Annotated in this window: 25 protein-coding genes; 13 read left to right on the forward strand and 12 right to left on the reverse strand. The window is 68.7% G+C overall.

Annotation, left to right across the window (positions count from 1 at the left end):
• The 9 genes from Q392_RS23960 to Q392_RS24000 all read right to left on the reverse strand — a co-directional run.
• Positions 1 to 429, reverse strand: a 429-nt coding sequence (locus tag Q392_RS23960; RefSeq protein ID WP_038213651.1) for a Rieske 2Fe-2S domain-containing protein, incomplete at its 3' end; no start/stop codon positions are given.
• 40 nt (positions 430 to 469) lie between these two features.
• A complete protein-coding gene (locus Q392_RS23965; RefSeq protein WP_425425199.1) occupies positions 470 to 751 on the reverse strand; it encodes a recombinase-like helix-turn-helix domain-containing protein in 282 nt (93 codons plus the stop codon).
• Between the two features lie 43 nt (positions 752 to 794).
• Positions 795 to 1,343, reverse strand: coding sequence for a cupin domain-containing protein (locus Q392_RS23970; RefSeq protein WP_038213653.1), 549 nt, complete (start codon positions 1,341 to 1,343; stop codon positions 795 to 797).
• Positions 1,344 to 1,377: 34 nt separating this feature from the next.
• Positions 1,378 to 2,097: a Crp/Fnr family transcriptional regulator gene (locus Q392_RS23975; RefSeq protein ID WP_038213656.1), complete on the reverse strand. Its 720-nt coding sequence runs from the start codon at positions 2,095 to 2,097 to the stop codon at positions 1,378 to 1,380.
• 154 nt (positions 2,098 to 2,251) lie between these two features.
• Positions 2,252 to 2,866: a methyltransferase domain-containing protein gene (locus Q392_RS23980; RefSeq protein WP_038213658.1), complete on the reverse strand. Its 615-nt coding sequence runs from the start codon at positions 2,864 to 2,866 to the stop codon at positions 2,252 to 2,254.
• Complete coding sequence (locus Q392_RS23985) at positions 2,863 to 3,639, reverse strand: PIG-L deacetylase family protein (protein WP_038213661.1); 777 nt, start codon at positions 3,637 to 3,639, stop codon at positions 2,863 to 2,865. The genes Q392_RS23980 and Q392_RS23985 overlap by 4 nt, the downstream gene beginning before the upstream one ends.
• A complete protein-coding gene (locus Q392_RS23990; protein WP_038213664.1) occupies positions 3,627 to 4,604 on the reverse strand; it encodes an acyl-CoA dehydrogenase family protein in 978 nt (325 codons plus the stop codon). The genes Q392_RS23985 and Q392_RS23990 overlap by 13 nt, the downstream gene beginning before the upstream one ends.
• The gene (locus Q392_RS33665) at positions 4,601 to 4,837 is read right to left on the reverse strand and encodes a hypothetical protein (protein ID WP_038213667.1); all 237 of its coding nucleotides are present in this window, start codon (positions 4,835 to 4,837) and stop codon (positions 4,601 to 4,603) included. Before Q392_RS33665 ends, Q392_RS23990 begins: the two co-directional genes overlap by 4 nt.
• A 10-nt stretch (positions 4,838 to 4,847) precedes the next feature.
• Entirely contained in the window at positions 4,848 to 5,540 is a 693-nt protein-coding gene (locus Q392_RS24000) for a glycosyltransferase family 2 protein (protein ID WP_038213671.1), read from the reverse strand.
• Positions 5,541 to 5,674: 134 nt separating this feature from the next.
• Here Q392_RS24000 and Q392_RS33010 point away from each other — a divergent pair, with 134 nt between their 5' ends.
• Complete coding sequence (locus Q392_RS33010; protein WP_157008203.1) at positions 5,675 to 5,965, forward strand: hypothetical protein; 291 nt, start codon at positions 5,675 to 5,677, stop codon at positions 5,963 to 5,965.
• Here Q392_RS33010 and Q392_RS24005 read toward each other — a convergent pair.
• From Q392_RS24005 to Q392_RS24015, 3 genes are all read right to left on the reverse strand, one after another.
• Positions 5,941 to 6,219, reverse strand: a complete 279-nt coding sequence (locus Q392_RS24005; protein WP_051953914.1) for a hypothetical protein — start codon at positions 6,217 to 6,219, stop codon at positions 5,941 to 5,943. The genes Q392_RS33010 and Q392_RS24005 overlap by 25 nt on opposite strands.
• Positions 6,220 to 6,569: 350 nt before the next feature.
• Positions 6,570 to 7,571: a trypsin-like serine peptidase gene (locus Q392_RS24010; RefSeq protein ID WP_084217370.1), complete on the reverse strand. Its 1,002-nt coding sequence runs from the start codon at positions 7,569 to 7,571 to the stop codon at positions 6,570 to 6,572.
• A gap of 88 nt (positions 7,572 to 7,659) precedes the next feature.
• Complete coding sequence (locus Q392_RS24015; protein ID WP_038213674.1) at positions 7,660 to 7,875, reverse strand: cold-shock protein; 216 nt, start codon at positions 7,873 to 7,875, stop codon at positions 7,660 to 7,662.
• A gap of 340 nt (positions 7,876 to 8,215) precedes the next feature.
• On the opposite strand from Q392_RS24015, the gene Q392_RS24020 reads away from it, so the two are divergent.
• The 12 genes from Q392_RS24020 (at position 8,216) to cas2e (ending at position 18,939) form a co-directional block, all read left to right on the forward strand.
• On the forward strand, positions 8,216 to 8,626 hold the full coding sequence (locus tag Q392_RS24020; protein WP_038213677.1) for an Arm DNA-binding domain-containing protein: 411 nt from the start codon (positions 8,216 to 8,218) through the stop codon (positions 8,624 to 8,626).
• A gap of 38 nt (positions 8,627 to 8,664) precedes the next feature.
• Positions 8,665 to 8,949, forward strand: a complete 285-nt coding sequence (locus Q392_RS33490) for a hypothetical protein (protein WP_169748338.1) — start codon at positions 8,665 to 8,667, stop codon at positions 8,947 to 8,949.
• Positions 8,946 to 9,230: a hypothetical protein gene (locus tag Q392_RS33495; protein WP_038213704.1), complete on the forward strand. Its 285-nt coding sequence runs from the start codon at positions 8,946 to 8,948 to the stop codon at positions 9,228 to 9,230. The genes Q392_RS33490 and Q392_RS33495 overlap by 4 nt, the downstream gene beginning before the upstream one ends.
• 43 nt (positions 9,231 to 9,273) lie before the next feature.
• Positions 9,274 to 9,786 carry a hypothetical protein gene (locus Q392_RS24030; RefSeq protein ID WP_245610795.1) on the forward strand — a complete coding sequence of 171 codons (513 nt, stop codon included), beginning with the start codon at positions 9,274 to 9,276 and terminating at the stop codon, positions 9,784 to 9,786.
• 422 nt (positions 9,787 to 10,208) lie between these two features.
• Positions 10,209 to 12,881, forward strand: a complete 2,673-nt coding sequence (gene cas3, locus Q392_RS24035; protein WP_211260289.1) for a CRISPR-associated helicase Cas3' — start codon at positions 10,209 to 10,211, stop codon at positions 12,879 to 12,881.
• Complete coding sequence (locus tag Q392_RS24040; protein ID WP_038213680.1) at positions 12,871 to 14,490, forward strand: CRISPR-associated protein Cse1; 1,620 nt, start codon at positions 12,871 to 12,873, stop codon at positions 14,488 to 14,490. The genes cas3 and Q392_RS24040 overlap by 11 nt, the downstream gene beginning before the upstream one ends.
• Positions 14,483 to 15,034 carry a type I-E CRISPR-associated protein Cse2/CasB gene (gene casB / locus Q392_RS24045; protein WP_038213683.1) on the forward strand — a complete coding sequence of 184 codons (552 nt, stop codon included), beginning with the start codon at positions 14,483 to 14,485 and terminating at the stop codon, positions 15,032 to 15,034. The genes Q392_RS24040 and casB overlap by 8 nt, the downstream gene beginning before the upstream one ends.
• 26 nt (positions 15,035 to 15,060) lie before the next feature.
• Positions 15,061 to 16,239, forward strand: coding sequence for a type I-E CRISPR-associated protein Cas7/Cse4/CasC (gene cas7e, locus Q392_RS24050; protein WP_038213686.1), 1,179 nt, complete (start codon positions 15,061 to 15,063; stop codon positions 16,237 to 16,239).
• A gap of 2 nt (positions 16,240 to 16,241) precedes the next feature.
• A complete protein-coding gene (gene cas5e, locus Q392_RS24055; protein WP_038213712.1) occupies positions 16,242 to 16,982 on the forward strand; it encodes a type I-E CRISPR-associated protein Cas5/CasD in 741 nt (246 codons plus the stop codon).
• Complete coding sequence (gene cas6e / locus Q392_RS24060) at positions 16,979 to 17,746, forward strand: type I-E CRISPR-associated protein Cas6/Cse3/CasE (protein ID WP_038213689.1); 768 nt, start codon at positions 16,979 to 16,981, stop codon at positions 17,744 to 17,746. Before cas5e ends, cas6e begins: the two co-directional genes overlap by 4 nt.
• Before the next feature lie 10 nt (positions 17,747 to 17,756).
• On the forward strand, positions 17,757 to 18,650 hold the full coding sequence (gene cas1e / locus Q392_RS24065) for a type I-E CRISPR-associated endonuclease Cas1e (RefSeq protein ID WP_038213692.1): 894 nt from the start codon (positions 17,757 to 17,759) through the stop codon (positions 18,648 to 18,650).
• On the forward strand, positions 18,622 to 18,939 hold the full coding sequence (gene cas2e, locus Q392_RS32245) for a type I-E CRISPR-associated endoribonuclease Cas2e (RefSeq protein ID WP_084217373.1): 318 nt from the start codon (positions 18,622 to 18,624) through the stop codon (positions 18,937 to 18,939). Before cas1e ends, cas2e begins: the two co-directional genes overlap by 29 nt.
• Positions 18,940 to 19,029: the final 90 nt, after the last annotated feature.

The following is a 19,029-nucleotide window of genomic DNA, read 5'->3' on the forward strand; positions in this document are numbered from 1 at the left end:
CTGCTCGGGCAGCACCAGCGGGGGCGGCTCGTCCACCGGCTCGCTGGCGTTGTAGAGGAACACCGCCCCGGCCACCTCGCGCACGTGGAAGCTGCGCGTGGCCTTCTGGCCCTCGAGCTTGCAGCCCGGGCTGCCGGGCACGCTGGTGACCACGCCGTCGCAGCGCACCTCCACACCGTGGTAGGGGCACGACAGGCGGTCGCCCATGGTCACGCCCTGCGACAGGGGCGCGCCGCGGTGCGGACAGCGGTCCTCCAGCGCGTGCACCTGGCCGTCGGCGCCGCGCCACAGGGCCAGCCTGTAGCCGAAGCGGCGCAGCGACACGGGCCGCTCCTGGATGAAGCCGGAGGGGCACACGGCGTGCCAGACGTCCTGCAGGCCGGTCTCCAGGCGCTGGTCGACCGGGTCGATTCGTGGGGTGGTGCTCATGGTGGGTACTCCTCGTGGGGTGCCGGCGGGGGCGGCGGGCTCAGCGGCTGAGCTCGGCCATCTCGGGGCCGTAGTTGGCTTCGGTCCAGGGCTGGCCGGCGCGGGTGGTCATGCCCTGGCGGTTCAGGCTCTCGACCAGGCCGGCCAGGTCGTGCACGCCGGCGGCGAAGGTGCGCTCGATGGCGTCGCCCAGCAGGTCTTCGTAGTTGGTCGGGGGGCGGTGCTGCGCCTGGCGCGGCTGCAGGTAGCGGTCCGGCGCATGGCCGGGTGCCGCGCTCTGGCTGTCCACGATCTGGACGAGTTGCATGATTCTTTCGGCCATGGAGGTCTCCTGTGGGTCGGGAAAGGCGGGCGCGGCGGATGGATCAGCGCTCGATGCCGGCGAGCGGGTGGTCCGGCGGATAGGTCGGCGTGATCGGCTTTCTGGCGCCCAGCATCACGCACATGAGCGCGTCCTCGTCGCCGATGTTGATTTCGCCGCGGTACACGCCGGGCGGCACGGACACGAGGTCGCGGTCGCTCATCACGGTCTCGAAGTAGTCGCCCTCGGGCGTGGAGAGCATCAGCTTGAGCTTGCCGCGGATGACGAAGAAGACCTCTTCCACGTCGGTGTGCAGGTGCGGCGGGCCTTCGTGGCCGGCCGGGATCACCATGGTCGAGAAGGTGAAGTGCTCGGCGGGCACGGTGTTCATGTCGGAGGCGACGCCGGTGCCGCCGGTGCCCACGTAGCGCATCTGCGCGCGGCGGTACTTCGGGTCGAGGTCGGCCTGGAACTTCAGCGCGTCCCAGTCGCACCTGCGTGTCGCGTAGCGTGCGATGCGCGTGCTCATCCAGTCCTCGAAGCTGGCGCCTGCGGGGCGGGCCCAGGCCGGGCTGCCGGCGTTCGTCTTCTCGGGGGCGGTGGGGGTGCTCATGGGATCTCCTTGGTTCGGTGGGGCGGGGCCGAGCTCATGCGCGGCTCTTGACGGGCTTGCTCTTGCTCGCGATGTACTCGGCGAGGCGGTCGAGGTCATGGATGCGCACGGAGCGCTTGTCGAGGGTGACGAGGCCGTTGTCGCTCAGCTCCTTGAAGTGGCGCGACAGCGTTTCCGGGGTGAGGTTGAGCTGTGCCGCCACCACCCCCTTCTTGATCGTGAGTTCGAACTGCGCGGAGCGCGCGCCGCTGTCGGGCGGCGCCAGGCGCAGCAGGTAGATGGCCAGCCGCGCGGCGGGCGGCTGCAGCAGGAAGGACTCCAGGTCGTCGACCACCATGTGCATGCGCAGCGACAGGCTCGCGAGCATGCGCAGGGCGAAGCGGCTGTCCCGCTCGACGAGGTGCAGGATCGCCTGCCGCGAGACATACGCGAGCAGGCAGTCCTCCAGCGCCTCGGCGGTGAGGTAGTAGGGCCGTTCGAGGAACATGGTGATGTCGCCCAGGCTCTCGCCGGGCTCCACCACCTGCAGCGGCTTCTCGACGCCCTGCTCGGTCACCAGCGAGAGCTTGATGCGGCCGTAGGCCAGCACGTGGAAGCCGTCGCAGGGGTCGCCGCGCTTGAACAGGATGCCCCGGCGCTCCAGGGCGTCGAGCCGCGTGAGGCCGGCCAGCGCGTCGAGGTCCGCCTCGCGCGCGGCGCGGAACAGGGGCAGGCCGCGCAGGACCTGCTTGCAGCGCTGGGTCGGCGTGCTCATGCGCTCGTCTGCTCTCATCGTGTCTCCTTCTTCGCGGCCGGGTCGCGCCCGGACTGCCATGAAGGGTATGGGCGGCGCCCGCCCGTGTGAATGCGTGCCGTTGATCCGGATCAAGTATTCGGAAGAAACGGCGGCGGCGCCGCCGGGACAGGCGCTATTGCAGGCCTTCGCGCTGCGCGACGGAGCGCGCGTCGCGCGACCACACCTGCAGCAGGAAGTCCTGCTCCTCGTGGCGCGCGATCAGCCGCAGGCCCAGCCCGCCCAGGGCGGCCTGCACCGCGTCCGAGGACTGCCGGCGCTGCGCGAAGTCCGGCCGCCAGTCGCAGGCGGCCAGGTCGCCGTCGGCGGCCAGGCTGCGGCCGCAGGCGCCGGCCACCTCGCGCCAGGCGGCTTCCTCGATGAAGTAGCCGATCTCGCTGAGCACGACGAGGTCGAACGGGGCCGCGCCCTGCGGCCAGTCCCGGGGCAGCGTGTGCCGCTGCACCTGCACGTGGGGTTGGCCCTGCAGCCGGCGGCGGGCCAGGGCGACGGCGGCGTCGCTGAAGTCGCTGGCCAGCAGCCGATCGCAACGCGGCGCCAGCTCGGTCGTGAGCTCGGCCGCGCCGCAGCCGGGCTCGTAGGCATGCCGGTAGCGCCGGCGCGGCAGGCTCGCCAGCAGCACGGCGCGCTTGCGCGCCTCGTACCAGCGGTGGCGCAGGCCGTAGGGGTCGTCCTGCTGCCGGTACAGCCGCTCGAAATGCGCGCGGTCGGCAGGCCCGGTCGTCGTCATGGCGTATCGTGGACGAACATCAGCTCGAAGGGACGCGCGGCCCGCGTCATCGTGGCGCTATCGAGGACTGCTGGCGCGCCGGTGCTCGGGTCGGGCAGCCACTGGCTGCGGTGCAGGCGCAGGGCCGCGCACTTGCGGCGCACGGTCTCCGCGTCGAGGCTCACGCGGCGGGCCTGCCGCCACGGCATCGGCGCATCCTGCGGCCGCGACCAGTGCCAGCCCCACACCGGCACCTCCACCAGCCGCGCGTCGCATCGCGCCGCTGCGCTCGCGCAGGCCTCGCCCACGGCCTCGTGGTCCGGGTGGCCGTCCAGGCGCCAGGTGGTGAACACCACGTCGCCGGGCCGGAGCAACTGCAGGAGGTGGTCCAGGAGCTGGGGATGCGCTGCCTGCAGGCCGCCGTCCGGCAGGCGCAGCCGGTGCACCGCGGCACCTGCCACGCCCAGCCGCTGCAGGGCGCGGGCCTGCTCCAGCGGCCGGTACCGCTGCAGGCGGCGCGGCGGCCAGCGCGTGGAACCGGGGTGGCTGGCCGCGCCGTCGGTCACCGCCATCAGGCACAGCGCGCGCCCGGCGTACGCCAGTTGCGACAGCAGGCCGCCGGTGGCGATCACCTCGTCGTCCGGATGGGGCGAGACCACCACGGCGCGCGCCTGTGCCGGCACCAGGTCGGTCGCGCGGATCCCGGGCGCTTCGCGCACGGCCGTGCAGGCCAGCCAGTCGGCCTCCGGCGTCGCGCGGCCGGCGTGGATCGTGCGGTCGGTCACAGCGTCCATGCGGCGTCCATGTCCGGTTCCGCCAGGCTCGCCAGGTCGCGTTCGGCATGGCTCTGGCGCAGGAAGACCGGCAGGTCGGCCATCGCGCGGGCGAAGCGCGCGTCCCGGCACAGCGGGCCGGCGCCCAGCGCGCGGCCGGCGTGCCGCAGGGTCGTTTCGGCAGCGGCCTCCACGGCCAGGCGGGTGCGCAGGGCCCAGGCGCGCGCCGAGGCGTTGGGATGGGCGTCGATCCACGCCGCGCACGTTCGCAGGACGGCTGCGCTGGAGGCGACCGCCACGTCGATGGCGCCCAGGTGCGCCAGCGCATGGGGCTCGCTGCGCGCGAGGATCGCGGTGCGCGCCGTGTCGGCGATGGCGCGCGCGCCGCCCCACCAGCAGGCCGCGATGCCCGCGCCGCCCTGCCAGAAGCCGGGCCGGGCCGTGTAGTCGCCCGGTGCGCCGACGGGGCGCGCAGGCACGCCGTCGAAGCGCACGTCGACGCTGGCCGTCCCGCGCATGCCCACCGCCGCCCAGCCGCTGTCCGTGATGGTGACGCCCGGAGCGTCCAGCGCCACGGCAGCCAGGCACGGCTGCCCGTCGTCGTCCCAGCCGCTGACCAGGGCGTGGGTGAGCTGGGCCGCGCCGGAGCACCAGGCCTTGGTGCCGTGCAGCCGATAGCGCGTGCCGTCGGCCTCGAAGCGCAGGCGGGCCTGCGGCGGCTCGGCGCACCAGGTGCCCCACCGGCTGCCTGCGGCAGGCGGCGCGGCGCCCAGCTCGGCCTGGATAGCGAGCGCGTCGGTGTGCCCCTCGAAGAGCTTGACCAGCGAGAGATCATGCGCGGCTACCGCGGCCAGGCGCCGCCATCGCACCAGCGTGCCGCCGCTGCCGGGGCGCGGCAGGTCGTCCAGCCCGGCGTCCACCAGGTCGCGCAGCGTGAGTCCGTCGCCGCGCAGGGCGATCAGCCGGTCGAGTTCGTCGTCGTTCACGTCCCGTCCTCGGTCTTGCGCAGGCCCCGCAGATTGAGCAGCGCCAGGCCGATCTGCAGGGCGATCAACGCCCAGGCGCCGGCATGCCAGCCCCAGGCGATCCAGAGCACGTTGCTGACGAGAAAGACCCAGAAGCCCGTGTTGCGCCGCGCGCGCTGGTTGGACGCGACCAGCCAGGCCGCGGCCAGCGATGCGGCGAAGGCCGGCCACTGCAACCAGGCCCATCCTTCCATCGCCTTCTCCTCAGGCCGTCGACGGCAGCGTCGCCGCCGGCGCCGGCACGAGGGCCCGCAGGAGTGCGTCGGCAAAGCCGCCGACGACGCGCGCATGGCGCCGGGCGCTGGTCGTCACGCGCGGCCGGGCGCTCCATGCGATGCGGGCGCCACTGGCCTCCAGCGCCCGCACGAAATCGACGTCCTCGCCGCAGGCCAGGCTCCTGAAGCCGCCCGCGCGCCGGTACGCCGACACCGACACGCCGAGGTTGGCGCCATGGATGTGGCGGTGGCCGTCCCTGTCTTCGTAGGTGCCCAGGAAATGTGCCCGCACCGTCGCCGCGTCGTCGCCATGGCAGGACCAGTCGTCCACCCCGACGCAGCCGCACACGGCATCGGCGCCGAGCGACAGCTGCTGCACCAGCCATGCCTCCGACACGCGCGTGTCGGCATCGGTGAAGGCCAGCCAGCGCGCCCCGGCCTGCACCAGCACCCGTGCCGCCTCGGCCCGGGCCAGGCCCACGTTGCGCGCCGACAGGGCCACAGTCCACGCGCCGGCCGCGCGCGCACGCGCCTCGGTGGCGTCGCTGCACGCATCGGCAGCGACGACCACGCGGCAGGCCTCGTTCGCCAACCCCGGGTGCCGCGCCGCCCGAAGGGCCGCGGCCACGGCCGCCTCGATGTGGGATTCCTCGTCGTGCGCGGGGATGGCGATTCCGATCATGTCGTGGGCGGCGGTGCTTCGCGGGGTTGGAGAGCACCTTAGGCACCGGCTTCGTGCGCCGGCGTCGGCGCGCAGGAACCGCGGCTGTCAGCGCGGGCCGTTGCGAAGGGCGATCGCCGCCCTTGCCATTGCAAATGACATTGCTGCCGCTGCCCCGGCTCGGTAGGCTGGAGCCTACAAAGGGGGTGCTGATGAAACCTGTTGTACTGGGAGCCGCGCGCACCGGACCGCTGGTTCCCGTCGAGTGGTCGATGGAGTTCCTGCAGCAAGGAACTCAGTTCATTGCGATCGTGATTCGTGAGGGTCGGGACATGTGCCGGCTTTCCATCACCGCTGACGGACTGGACGAGGCCTCGGCTCACCCGGTGCTCGCCGACAGGGCGAACCGGTGGATTCGCGACTATCTGCGCGCATGCACGAACTGAGGAGCAGGGCGAGTGCGTGACGCCAAGGTCTGGAGCGTGCCTTTCGACAGCGCTTCCCTGCCTTGCTGCGTGAGGGCGAGGACCTGGGCCGCTTCCGCAGGCCCGCTCATGGACAGGAGGCCGCCAGGCGACGGTGTGAGCGCAATGATCAGCCCCGCCGCGCGCAGCGCCCTGACGGCTTCGATGTCCTGAGGGCGATGGAACGACGTCGGAGAGGGGGTGCTGGCAATTTGCCTGAGCAAGCTCATGGTCATGGAGATGCCTCCTGTCGGCTGACCGCGCCGACCGCCGTGCGGAGGGTGAGGTCATCCATTCGGGATGGAAGGGCCAGCCGCGCATGCGGAGGAGGAGGCTGCTCGCAGGGGGTGCGGCAGAAGTGAAAAGCCCGCGTCAAGCGGGCTTGGAGAGGTGGTCGTGGACTCTTACGCGGTCCACGCTACGTGCATTGAGGATGCAGTGTCGCCCAGTTGTTTTCTTGTCATTGGCGACATCGCGCGACGTGCCGTCGTGAGATCCGGCGACCTGCTCGGTCGTGAGCAGATGCCCGGATTGTAGCCGACCGATCCCTGTCCCTGGCCATGAGGGCCGCCTTTGCGCCCAGCCTTTACTCCGTCAGTGCCATCAGCACGTCGGCGTACCAGGCGCAGTTCAGCCCCAGGGATTCGTCGGCGAGCGGATCGCGGGGGCGCATGTCCATGCGCGTGGAGTGCACGCCGATCAACTGCCAGGGCAGCGCCGACGGGGCTGCTTCCGGCAGGCTTCGGCGCCGCAGCACGGGCGCCCCGCTGCTGCCTCGATGGGTGCGTGCGTCCGTGAGAAAGCAGCCGCGCTGCTGGAACCGCACGCCGTAGGCCGATGCGATGGAAGCGGCGCGCGCCACGGCCAGATAGTGCGTCGTGTCATGAAAGCCCAGCGGAAAGCCGATGACGGTCAACGCATCGCCCACGGCCACCGTCTCACCCCGGTCCTGCAGATCTGCCGGTTCGAAGGCCTGCAGGACGGAGGAAGGCGGCAGCAGGCCGGCATCGATCTCGAGGGCGGCCACGTCCACGGTCCCGGCGCTGTCCGTCACCTGGCGCCACAAGGCCTGCCCCTCTCCCGTGTACAGAGGGAGCGAGACGACCGCGTGCTGCGTCAGATCGCGTTCGTGGGTGTGGATGGCGATGTCGACGCGGTCGGGGAAGTGATTGCTCGGCCCGTCGGCGAGCACGTGAAGATTCGTCACCAGGAAGAGGCGGCTGCCGCGCCGGAAGAAGAAGCCACTGGCGCCGGTCAGCGGGTGGCTCCCGAGGAAGGTCGATACGCGCGTCGTGGTCAGCATCACGGGTTCGACGGCGTTCTGTGACGGCGCCTGCGGCGAGGCGCCCGCGAGCACGGCGCGCATGCGCCTGGCGTCACGTTCGAAGGCGGCGATCACGTGGTCCGAGATCGGCGCGTGCAGGAGCACCGTCCGCGCGGCCTCGCAATGCGCGTCGAAGGAGGTCGCCAGGGTGTCGCGCGCCGAGGCGGGCAGGCTCTCGATCAGCGCGGGCAGCAGCGCGTCGATGGCGATCAGGCTGCCCTTGAGCTCGCAGATGCGCTCTGTCGCGTCCTGCAGGTTGTTCATCGAAGCGCCTTTCCAAATGAAAAAAGCGCGGCCGGGCCGCGCTTTCAGCGTGATCTGGCAGGAACGGGACCGAGGCCCCGCTCCACGCTCAGGCCGCGCTGCGGATGTTGGAGGCCTGGGGGCCCTTGAGCCCCTGCGTCACCTCGAACTGCACGCGCTGGTTCTCGGTGAGGGTCCTGAAGCCGCCGCTGCCCTGGATCTCGCGGAAGTGGGCGAACAGGTCCTTGCCGCCGTCATCGGGCGCGATGAAGCCGAAGCCCTTGCCCTCGTTGAACCACTTCACGGTTCCGGTTTGTGTCGTCATGTCGATGTCCTTTCTGATTGCCAGGCACAAAAGCACGCCCGGCGCAGAGACGCCAAGAAAAGAGCACCAAGGGAAGTTCGACACATCCACCGGCAGAGCGCCGGAGGGGAGCACGGAAGAGACCTATGAAGCGATGGTCTTGCGCATATCTACCGGGCCCATGCTACACGGCTTCGCGCCCGCGTGCCGGAATCGGCGAACATATTCTTCAGGACGAACGCGCTGGATGGTCCCGGAGGGGATCGAAAATCAGCCTGAAGGCCGCATGAATGCTTGAAGTCGTCTGTTTGGGATAAGAATTTGCCCCCAAATATGCCCCCAACCATTTGGGTGACGACGGATGAAGCTGAACGACACCAAGCTGCGCAATCTGACCAAGTCCGGCAAGCACGCCGACGGCTTCGGCCTGTACCTGGAGATCACGGAGGCCGGCGGCCGGTACTGGCGCCTCAAGTATCGCTTCGGCGGCAAGGAGAAGCGTCTCGCCTTCGGCGTGTACCCGACCGTGACCCTCAAGCAGGCGCGAGAGCGGCGCGAAGAGGCGCGCAAGCTGCTGGCCCAGGGTATCGCCCCCGGCGTTGCCAAGCGCGACAAAAAGCTGGCCCAGGCCCTGGCTGCCACCAACACCTTCGAGGCGGTTGCGCGCGAGTTCGGCATGCCGAACACTTTGGCGTGGGCGCCGGCGCGCGATGCCGGGGACTGTTCGGCATGCCGAATGCAGAGTCCTTGTTTGGTATGGAGGGCAGGATAGACTGGCGTCAGACAATGTTTACACCCTCGGTGTTTGTCATGGCCAACGGTCCTCGATCCGCCGTGGTCTCGATGCGGTTGCCTCCCGATGTGAAGGCGAGATTCGCTGCGCTGGCCGCGCGCCATCACCTCACCGAGTCGGGACTGCTCTCCAAACTCATCGACAAGTGCTGCGCGCGAATGCACCGGGCGCAGCTGCTTCAGGGCTGGTGGCAGATGCGAGTGACGCCGCGACGGACGCTGCATCCGGGGACCGCATCACGCTGCGCCTTCGCCATGGCGATCGCATGCGTGCCGCAGAGCGCGCCGGCGCGCGGGGCATGAGGACCGGCACGTACCTGGCACTTCTCATCCACAACCACGTGCGCGCCGCAGACGTGCTGCCGCCGCGGGAACTGGACCTGCTCAAGTCGGTGGGAGCGCAGCTGGCAGCCCTGGGCCGACAACTGCGCATGTTCGGCATGCCGAACACTTTGGCCGAACCCGCAGCATCGGAGCTGCGTGATTTGCTGGCGCATGTGCGCCACGAAGTTGAATTGGCGCGCGAGGCATCCGCGGCGGTGGTGCGTCGCAACCTGATGAGCTGGGAGGCGGGTCATGCCTAAGCGGACGGTGCGATCGCGCCCATTGGGTGGCGGCGACCGCGACATGGCACTGGACATCGTGAGCTATGGCCGGCGCGGTCCTGCTGGGGTGCTGCGCTTGGGTCCGGAGCAGATCCAGCAGATCAAGCGCACGGTCAGTTGCACGCCCGAGGTGATGGTGAAGGTCTCGGGCGGTGGGCGCGACATCGGCGGTGTCTGCGCTCATCTCAAGTACATCGGTCGGCACGGCAAGCTGCCGCTGGAGACGGACGAGGGCCTCATGGTTCAAGGCAAGAATGCGGCGCTGGAGATCGCGCAGGACTGGAACTTCGATCAGTGTCGCAGCCAGTACCGGCCGAAGCCGTCGGAGGGCGAAAAGGACACGCGGCCCAAACTCGCGCACAACATCGTGCTGTCGATGCCCGCGGGGGACGCCGCCGGAGAGGGTGCTGGCGGCAGCGCACATCTTCGCGCGCGAGAACTTCGGGCTGCAGCACCGGTATCTGCCGCGCAGCGGCCCTCTTCGCTCCAATCAAACTGGAAGGCCTCGCCAAGTTCGAAGTGCCGAAGGACGTAGCGTGGCGTTGGCTGCTTGCCCTTTGCCTAGCTCGAATGAAGTCGATCAGTCGGCTGTACCATGAGCACCACGCCCAGGCTGCGGCTGAGGGACGGCTGAGGGAGAAAATCGAGACCGCTAAGCTGACTTTCGCTTGCCCGGCCAATACCTGTGCTGATTTGAGGGAATGGCGGACTTCGGATTGTGATGGCGAGTGCTCACAGTCCGAACAGCAGAGAAAATTTGAAAAGATACAGCGAATGGAGGAGGTGCGATGAACGATCGGGAATTCGGAAACAAGAAGGCGATGCGATAAGCGACGGAGCAGCAATGCCGACTCAATTTGCAGCGCATCGGCTGAGCCTTTGTCGATTCGAGTGTCGTTCGGCTTCGTCACGTGCAGGATCTGCATAGTGAGGAGTCATTGGATACCGTGGGGCAAGTTGAGCCGCCTCCCTGATGGGCGTGTTCTCGTCCACCCGCTGTTGGATCACATGGTCGATGTGGCGGCGGTGCTGAGCGCATTGCTGCTGCTGCCAGCCGTTCAGCGCGCGCTGGACTGGGCGGCCGGTCGGCCATTGACCGACGTGGATCGTGCGCGTCTGGCAGTACTGACCTTTCTGCACGACATCGGCAAGGCCAATGCCGGATTTCAGGTGCGCTACTGGCACGAGCGCGCGATGCGTCCTCACCATTGGACGGTACCGGAATGTGGTCATGGACCGCAGGGATGGGCATTGTTCACCTGCAGCCTGAACACAGCAGAGCGTGTTTTGATTGGTCTACCTCGGGAGCAGATGGCGACATGGGGCGAAGCCGTGGATTCGCTTCTCTATGCCAGCATCAGCCACCATGGGCGCCCGGTTGGGTCCGATTCAAGTGAAGTGGTCTGGCAACCCGTGCGCGACAGCGCGCGGCTTGTCTATGACCCGGCCGAAGCGGTCGCCGCAATGGGTGAGCGCATCCAGGCGCTTTACCCGCAGGCCTTCGTCGCCCCCGCACCCGAGTTGCCCATCCCGCCCGCGTTTGCCCACCTGTTCGCGGGCCTCGTTCAGTTGGCCGACTGGCTGGGCTCGGACACGCGCGAAGGTTTCTTTCCTTACACGCTACCGGGCGAGGACCGCGCTGCCACCGCGCCGCAGCGCGCTCGCCATGCCTTGCGGGCGGTTGGTTTAGATGTCGGTGATGCCGCCGTGCGCTTGGCTGCCACGGCCTGCGACTTTGTGCAAGCCTTCGGCGTGCCGGCTCCGCGCCCCATGCAAGCGGCGATGGCCGACGACGGCCTGGGCCCCGTGCTGGTTCTGGAAGCCGAAACCGGCAGCGGCAAGACCGAAGCCGCGCTGTGGCGCTTCCTGCATCTGTGGCGTGCCTGCAAGGTGGATTCGCTGTACTTCGCGCTGCCAACACGCGTGGCAGCCTCGCAGCTGTACGAAAGGGTTCTGGCCTTCGTGCAGCGCGTCTGGCCGGCGAATCCGCCGATGACGGTGCGCGCCTTGCCCGGCTATACGGCAGCCGACGGCGAGACTGCCACGCCGCTGCCCGAGTTCCGCGTGCTGTGGTCTGACACGCCCGGCGATGCCGAGGCCGAGCGCCGCTGGGCTGCCGAGTCGCCCAAGCGCTACCTGGCCGCCACCATCGCCGTCGGCACCGTGGACCAGGCCCTGCTCGGTGCACTGCAGATCAAACACGCCCATCTGCGCCAGGCCATGCTGGCGCGCAGCCTGCTGGTGGTGGACGAGGTGCATGCCTCCGACGCCTACATGACCCGTCTGACGGAACACCTGCTGCGTGCCCACGTGGCCTGCGGCGGCCAGGCACTGCTGCTGTCGGCCACGCTGGGCGCGTCGGCGCGCACGCGCTATCTGACCATCGGCAGCTGCCGCGCCGATGCACTGCCGCCCTTGGCCGCTGCGCAGGCCATGCCTTATCCAGCCATCGGCCACCGCGGCGGTCAGGGGCCAGAGCTGCTACCGGTCGAAGGTAACCCACGCCACAAGACCGTGCACTGGCAGGCGTTGGACATCATCGACGAGCCCGCGCGTGTGGCTGCGCTGGCCGTGCAGGCCGCCACTGCCGGCGCGCGCGTCCTGGTCGTGCGCAACACCGTACCGGTTGCTATCGCCACGCTGCAGGCAGTGGAAGCGCTGGCTGCGGTGCAGGGGCTGGATTGTCTGTTCAAGGTCGGTGGCGTCAGCACGCTGCACCACAGCCGCTTCAGCCGGCAGGACCGGCCGCTGCTGGATGCCGCGGTGCAGGAGCAGATCGGCAAGCAGCGGGCGCAGCGTGGTGGCTTGGTCGTCATCGGCACGCAGACCTTGGAGCAGAGCCTGGACATCGACGCCGACCTCTTGATCACTGACCTATGCCCCATGGACGTATTGCTGCAGCGCCTGGGTCGCCTGCACCGCCACGCCCGGCCCAGCGCGCAGTCCCTGGGCGATCACCGGCCGGCGGGTTTCGAGGAGGCACGTGCCTGGGTGCTCACGCCGCCGGGAAATGACCTGGCACCGCTTCTTTCGCGCCAGCGCCATGGCTTGGGGCCGATCCGCATTCGGGGTGAGCCCATGGGTGGTGTATATGTGGACCTGCGTGTGCTGGAGGCCACGCGGCGTCTGATCGCAGCGCAGCCCACGCGTTGTATCCCAGCCGACAACCGGCTGCTGGTCGAACAGGCCACGCACCCAGAGGCATTGAACGCGATCGTGCGGGAACTGGGTGAGGTCTGGGTGCGCTTCGGCATCGAATACGACGGCGCGCTTGCAGCCACCAAGACCGTGGCCAACCTGCACGCGCTGCCGTTCGACAAGACCTTCGACGACGTGCAGTTTCCCGAGGACGAGGGCCGCATCGGTAGCCGCCTGGGCGCTGCCGACCGCATCGTGGTCTTCGACACGCGGCCCGAAGGCCCTTTCGGCCAGCCGGTCGCGCAACTGACCATCCGGCACCACCTGCTGCCCCGAGGTCTGGCTCCCGACGCTCAGGCTTCGGGGGTGCAGGTGATTGCAGAGAACAAGGGCTTCACGTTCGACCTGGGTGCGGCGCAGTACCGCTACACCCGGCTGGGCGTGGAGCGCATTCCATCCACCATTGAAAAGAGCCCGAACGATGCCGCATGACACCCCGTCTTCCGGCCTGCGCTGGAACCTGTTGGATGAAGCCCTGATCCGTTGGCGCTGCGTGGCCTGGGGCGACTCGCACCGCGGTAGCTTGCCCCAACTGCTGGCCGAACTTGCAGCAGACACGGTGCGTGATTTCCCGGCCTTGCGGCCACATCAACGTCATCCCTGGCATGCCTTCCTGGCCCAACTGGCCGCCGTCGCATTGCATCGCGCCGACCAGGTGGTGCCATGGACCGATGCCGCCGACTGGCGCACCGCCTTGCTGGCCTTGACGCCGGACGATGCGGATGGCGCGGCCTGGTGCCTGGTGGCGCCGCCCGAGCGGCCGGCGCTGTTGCAATCGCCCGTGCTGGGTGAGCGCGTGTCCGACTGGAAGAACGTGTTGCGTGCCGCCGACGAACTGGACATGCTGGTCACGTCGAAGAACCACGACCTCAAGGCCGCGCGAGCGCGGCGAGCCGAGCCAGATGACTGGCTCTATGCGCTGGTCAGCCTGCAGACGCAGGAAGGGTTTCTGGGCGCTGGCAACTACGGCATCTCGCGCATGAACGGCGGTTTCGCCAGCCGCCCCGGCGTCGGCGTGTCGCCGGTCGGAGCCTGGGGGGGGCGATGGGCCGCGGATGTACAGACCTTGCTCGCGCAGCGAGCCACCATCGCGGACCAGCAAGGGCTGGCGGCCGAAGGTGGCCATGCCTTGCTGTGGTTGATCCCCTGGGCGGGCACGGAATCGCTGGCCATGCAGTCGCTTGATCCGTTGTACGTTGAGGTCTGCAGGCGGGTGCGACTCGAGGACATCGGCGGAGTGCCAGTCGCCCGCGTCACTGGCAGCAAGGTGGCGCGTGTAGCCGCCAAAGAGCGCAATGGCATCACGGGCGATCCGTGGACACCGGTCGATGCCGCCGATGGCAAGGCGTTGACGGTCTCTGGGGCCGGCTTCGAGTACAAGCTGATGGCCGACTTGCTGACCGGGGGACGCTTCACGCATGGTGCTGCCTGGAGGCTCGATGGCTGGCCGAGGGATGCCACGCTGCAGGTCGTGGCTCAGGCCACTGTGCGTGGCCAAGGCAAGACGGAGGGCTACCACGAGCGGCGCGTTCCCGTCTCGCCCAAATTGCGCAGCCGACTCGCCGGCCCGCAGCGCGTGGCGGTGGCGGAGATGGCCAAGCAGCGCATCGCTGCCATCGCTGCACTGCGCAAGCTGCTGTGGAGTGCGTTGGTGTTGCTCTTCGCCAATGGCGACGGCGACGACCGCAACGACAGCATCAGCGACAAGGCCGGCCGCTTCGCCCGGCCTTTCGAACAGCGCGAAGACCCCCGCTTCTTCGACGACCTCGCGCTGGAAGCAGAAGCCGAGGACGCCGACCGCATCGCGCTGCGCGTGCAATGGTTGCTTGGCTTGGTGAAGCGCGCCGAACACGTATTGTCGGAGGCCTTCGAAGCGGGACCGCGCAGCGGAATGCAGCGTTACAAGGCTCGCGCCGCCGCGTTGGGCCGCTTCCACGGTGCACTGCGCGGCCTCAAACCCGTGCTGCCGGATCTGGCCCATCACTACGCTCAGCAACGCCGCGAGGCGGGGGCCGAACCAGAAGGACAACACCATGACTGAGCCCTCCGTCAATTCTGTTGCAGCCGACCAAGCAGATGTCTCCCCGTCGCGCAGCAGCCCTTACGGTGCGCTGGCTGCGTACGTGCAGCGCGCCGGTCCGGGGGACCGCGCGGCCCTGGCCCGGCTGAACCCCGACGCGTTGCGCCCGCACGAGATCGCGGCGCTGTCGCGCGCCTTGCTGTCCGCCGGCCTGCAGCCCGAGACCTGGCGCCCGGAAACCTGGCCGCGCTGGGCGCTCATTGCGCATGGCATGGCGCTGGCGGGGCATGACGGCGCCGGCCGACTCGGCCGGCAACTGGTCCAGGCGGGCGTGGCCGAGTCGCGCGTGACCCGGTTGCTCACGGCCCGCGGTGAGGCCTTCCGGCAACTATTGCCGCGCCTGCTGCGGCTGCTGGCTTCCAAGGGTGTGCAGCCCAACTGGTTCGAACTGGGTGAACTGATCCTCAACGAGGACAGCAGCGAGCGCGACGAAGCCCTCCGTGCCGAGCAACTGCGCATGCGTATTGCTGGTCCGTATTTCTCGGCCCTCGCGGCCAAAGCCTGAACAAGCCACCGATCTCTGGAGAAGCCATGACACTGCCCCGTTTCCTGCAAATCCACACGCTGCACAACTACCCCGCAGCACTACTGAACCGCGATGACGCCGGCCTGGCCAAGCGCCTGCCCTATGGCGACAAGGTGCGCACGCGCATTTCCTCGCAATGCCTCAAGCGGCACTGGCGGGTAGCGGACGATGCCTTCGCACTGCGCCATCTGGACGTTCCCATGGCCGTGCGCTCGCGGGAGACGCCGCGTCTGATCCGCGACCGGTTGATTGCGGCCGGTGTTGCCGAACCGCTGGCGCAGCTGGCCGTGGAAGGCTTGCGTGCAGCGGGACTGGTCGACAAGGCCAAGGATCTCAAGGGCAAGGATGCGCTGGAAACCGGCCAGGCCGTGCTGCTGGGCTATGCAGAGATCGACTACCTCGTGCAGCGCTGCGCCGCGCTGGCGGTCGAGCACACCGAGGAGAAGGCGTTGAAGGCGGCGATTGCCGGGTTCCTCAAGGACGAGAAGAAGAACATTGAATCCCTGCGCCTGGGCAGCGGCCTGGAGTCCGCGCTGTTTGGCCGCATGGTCACGTCCGACGTGCTGGCCAGCCGCGACGCCGCCATATACGTGGCCCATGCCTTCACCGTGCACGAAGCCCAGGTGGAGAACGACTATTTCACCGTGGTCGACGATCTGCTCCAGGAGGCGGGCGAGACCGGATCGGCCGGCATCTTCGATACCGAACTGGCCAGCGGCCTGTACTACGGCTATGCGGTCGTCGACGTGCCGCAACTCGTGGCCAACTTGGAGGGCGTGCACATCAAGGAATGGAACAACGCCACGCCCGAGCAACGTGCGCTGGCCGGCCGCGTAGTGCAAAACCTGCTGCACCTGATCGCCACGGTGAGCCCCGGTGCCAAGCGCGGTTCGACCGCGCCCTTCGCATGGGCCAAGTTCATGCTGGTGGAGGCCGGGGACTGGCAGCCGCGCAGCCTGGCGGGCGCCTTCCAGAACGCGCTGCCGCAAAGCCAGCCCGCGCTGCGCAAGGCGGCCGTGCAACGCATTGCGGACGAGATCGCGCAGATGGACGCGGCGTACGGTGCACCTCTGTCGCGGCGCTACCTGTCTGTGGATGACGTGCAGGTGCCGGGCGCAGAGCGGCTGCCGCTCAAGGCGCTGGCCGAATGGGCGCAGGCCGCTGTCACGCGCGCGGAGGCTTGATCGTGGGCCGTCATCTGGTGTTGCGACTGGCGTCACCGCTGATTGCCTTTGGCGGCGAGACCATCGACAACCAGGGCGTGATCCGCGACTTCCCGGCACTGTCGATGCTGACCGGGCTGATCGCCAACGCGCTGGGTTGGGACCGGTCCGAAGACGCCCTGCACAACCGACTGCAGCAGCGCTTGCGCATGGGCACGGTGCTGGAGCCTATAGCGCGGCGTGATGGCGGTGCCAGCGCGGAGCGACTCGCGGACTTCCAGACGGCCGAGTTGGGCGCGGCCGACAAGGGCTGGACGACCTGGGGTCAACCGGAGGAGCGGCGTGGCGGCGCTGGCTCCTATGTGGGACCGCACCTGCGCTACCGCCATTACCACGCCGAACTCACCGCTTGGGTGGCGTTGCACCTGGAGCCCGCCGACGAATCGCCCACGCTGGATGCCATCGCCGCCGCACTGGACCGCCCCACACGTCCGCTGTTCATTGGCCGCAAGCCCTGCCTGCCCACGGGGCGCTTGGTCGCTGGCTGGCAGGAGGCTGATCACGTGTTGGGCGCGCTGCAAGCTTGGGTGCAGAGTCTGCCTGCAAATGGAGAAGGATGGCGTGCGCAGTGGCCGGATGGCCAAGGCAACCTGCCGTCCGACCGCCGCAGCGACTTGTGCGATGAACGCAACTGGACCAGTGGCGTGCATGGTGGATGGCGCCCGGTGCGCGAGGGGCTGCTGATGGCAAGGGCGGCTTCATGAGCCAGACATCCTTGCACTTGCTGCACACGCAGCCCGACGCACGCCTGCTGTCGGCCTGGGTCGCGCGCCACCACGCACGTCATGAGCGGCAGCCATCGGACCTGGGCGATGCCTTGCACGGGCTGTTGCGCGCGGCCTTTGGCGATGCGGCGCCCCAGCCTTTCCGCTATCTGGACGAGCGCCAGGGCCTGCTGGCCTACACCGCGCTGGATGCAGATGCTATGCGGGCTCAAGTGGCCCTGGCCGATCCGTTGGCCGCGCAGACGCTGGGTTTGGGCGCAAACGGGCAGCACGATGGCTATCGCCTGCGGCCATTTCCCACGCAATGGCCAGTAGGCCAAGTGCTGGGGTTCGAGGTGCGTCTGCGTCCCACGGTGCGCGCAGCCAAGGGCGAGCGCGATGCCTTTCTGCATGCCGTGGAACAGGCGCAGGGGGCGCCGCTGGAGCGCCAAGCGGTCTATGTGCAATGGCTCCGTGAACATCTTGCGCTTCGCGAGGGCGGCGCGCGGGAGGCTTGGCAAGGGGCGATCGATCTGCTGGATGACGTGCACCTGGCGGGCTACCAGCGCCAGCAGGTCGTGCGGCGCACGCAGGCGGCAGGTGGCGAGGCGCGAAGGGGGCGCGTGATCGACGGCCCCGATGCCTTGCTCAAGGGCCACTTGCGCGTGCGCGATCCTGCAGCATTTGCGCACTTGCTGGCGCGCGGCGTCGGCAGACACCGGACCTTCGGCTTCGGCATGCTGTTGCTAAGCCGGCCGAGCTGAAGGGCGCGCGGTGCTCAAGGGCCGGCTGGGGCTGGAAACGGCGCGCATTCCGCATGCGGACCGCCACGGTTTGCTGTGGCTGTCGCGCGGCGAACTGTGCGTGGTCGATGGCTGCCTGCATTTCCTGCGCGGGCGGGATAGCCTGACACCGTCCATGGACCAGATCCCGCACCAGTCGGTGTCGATGATCTTGCTGGGGCCGGGCAGCAGCGTGACGCACGATGCGCTGCGCCTGCTGGCACGCCACGGTACGCTGCTGGCGGCCGTGGGCGAGGATGGCGTACGCAGCTACACCGCGCCGCCGCTGCTGCCGGACCGTTCTGACGTGGCGCGGCGCCAGGCCGAACTGTGGGGCAACCCGCGCCGGCGCATCAGCGTGGCGCGCCACATGTATGCGCTGCGCCTGGGCGAAGTGCTGCCGCACCGGGACCTGGACACGCTGCGCGGCATCGAGGGCTCGCGCGTCAAGAATTTCTACAAGCTGATGGCCGAGAAGCATGGCATCCAGTGGAAGGGGCGGAACTACGATCGCGCCAACCCCAATGCCACAGATCTGTCGAACCAGGCCATCAACCACGCGGCGACGGCGGTGCAGGCGGCTGCGGCCATCGCGGTGCAGTCGTTGGCGGCACTGCCGCCGTTGGGGTTCATCCACGAGGACTCGGGCCAGTCCTTCGTGCTGGATATTGCCGACTTGTTTCGCGACACGGTGACGCTGCAGATCGCGTTCACAGCGGCCAAGCGGGCGGAGCAGGTGGACGAAACAATCGATCGCCTGGTGAGGCGAGAAGCGGCGGCGGTGTTCCGAAAGCAGCAGGTCATTGGCGCCATGATCGACCGTATCAAGCAAGTCTTGCGCATGGATGAGGTGGGAAATGGCGCTGGTGATGATCGTGATACGTGACGTGCCCGATCGCTTCCACGGGTTCCTGTCGTCCGTGATGCTGGAGGTTTCGCCCAACGTATTCGTGTCGCCCCGCATGAACCCCAGCGTGCGCACGCGTGTTTGGGACGTAATGAGCGACTGGCATCGTCAAGAAGGCCGTGGGAGCCTGGTGATGGTTTGGCGCGACTTGAATGCGGTGGGCGGTGTGGGCATTGCCAATCTGGGCGATCCACCGCGGAAGATGGTCGAGGTGGATGGAATGTGGCTGGTAAGGCGGCATCCTGGGCTGTCTGAAAACGCTCTTTAAAATTTCGGGTCAGTTTTCTGGTTTTCTCTTGCGTGACTTGAGCTTGCATGCGAGAGGTTGCCCCGCGCGAGCGGGGATAGGCCCTCGCCG

Origin of the sequence: Xenophilus azovorans DSM 13620, from assembly GCF_000745855.1 — a bacterium.
GTDB classification, from domain to species: Bacteria; Pseudomonadota; Gammaproteobacteria; order Burkholderiales; family Burkholderiaceae_C; genus Xenophilus; species Xenophilus azovorans.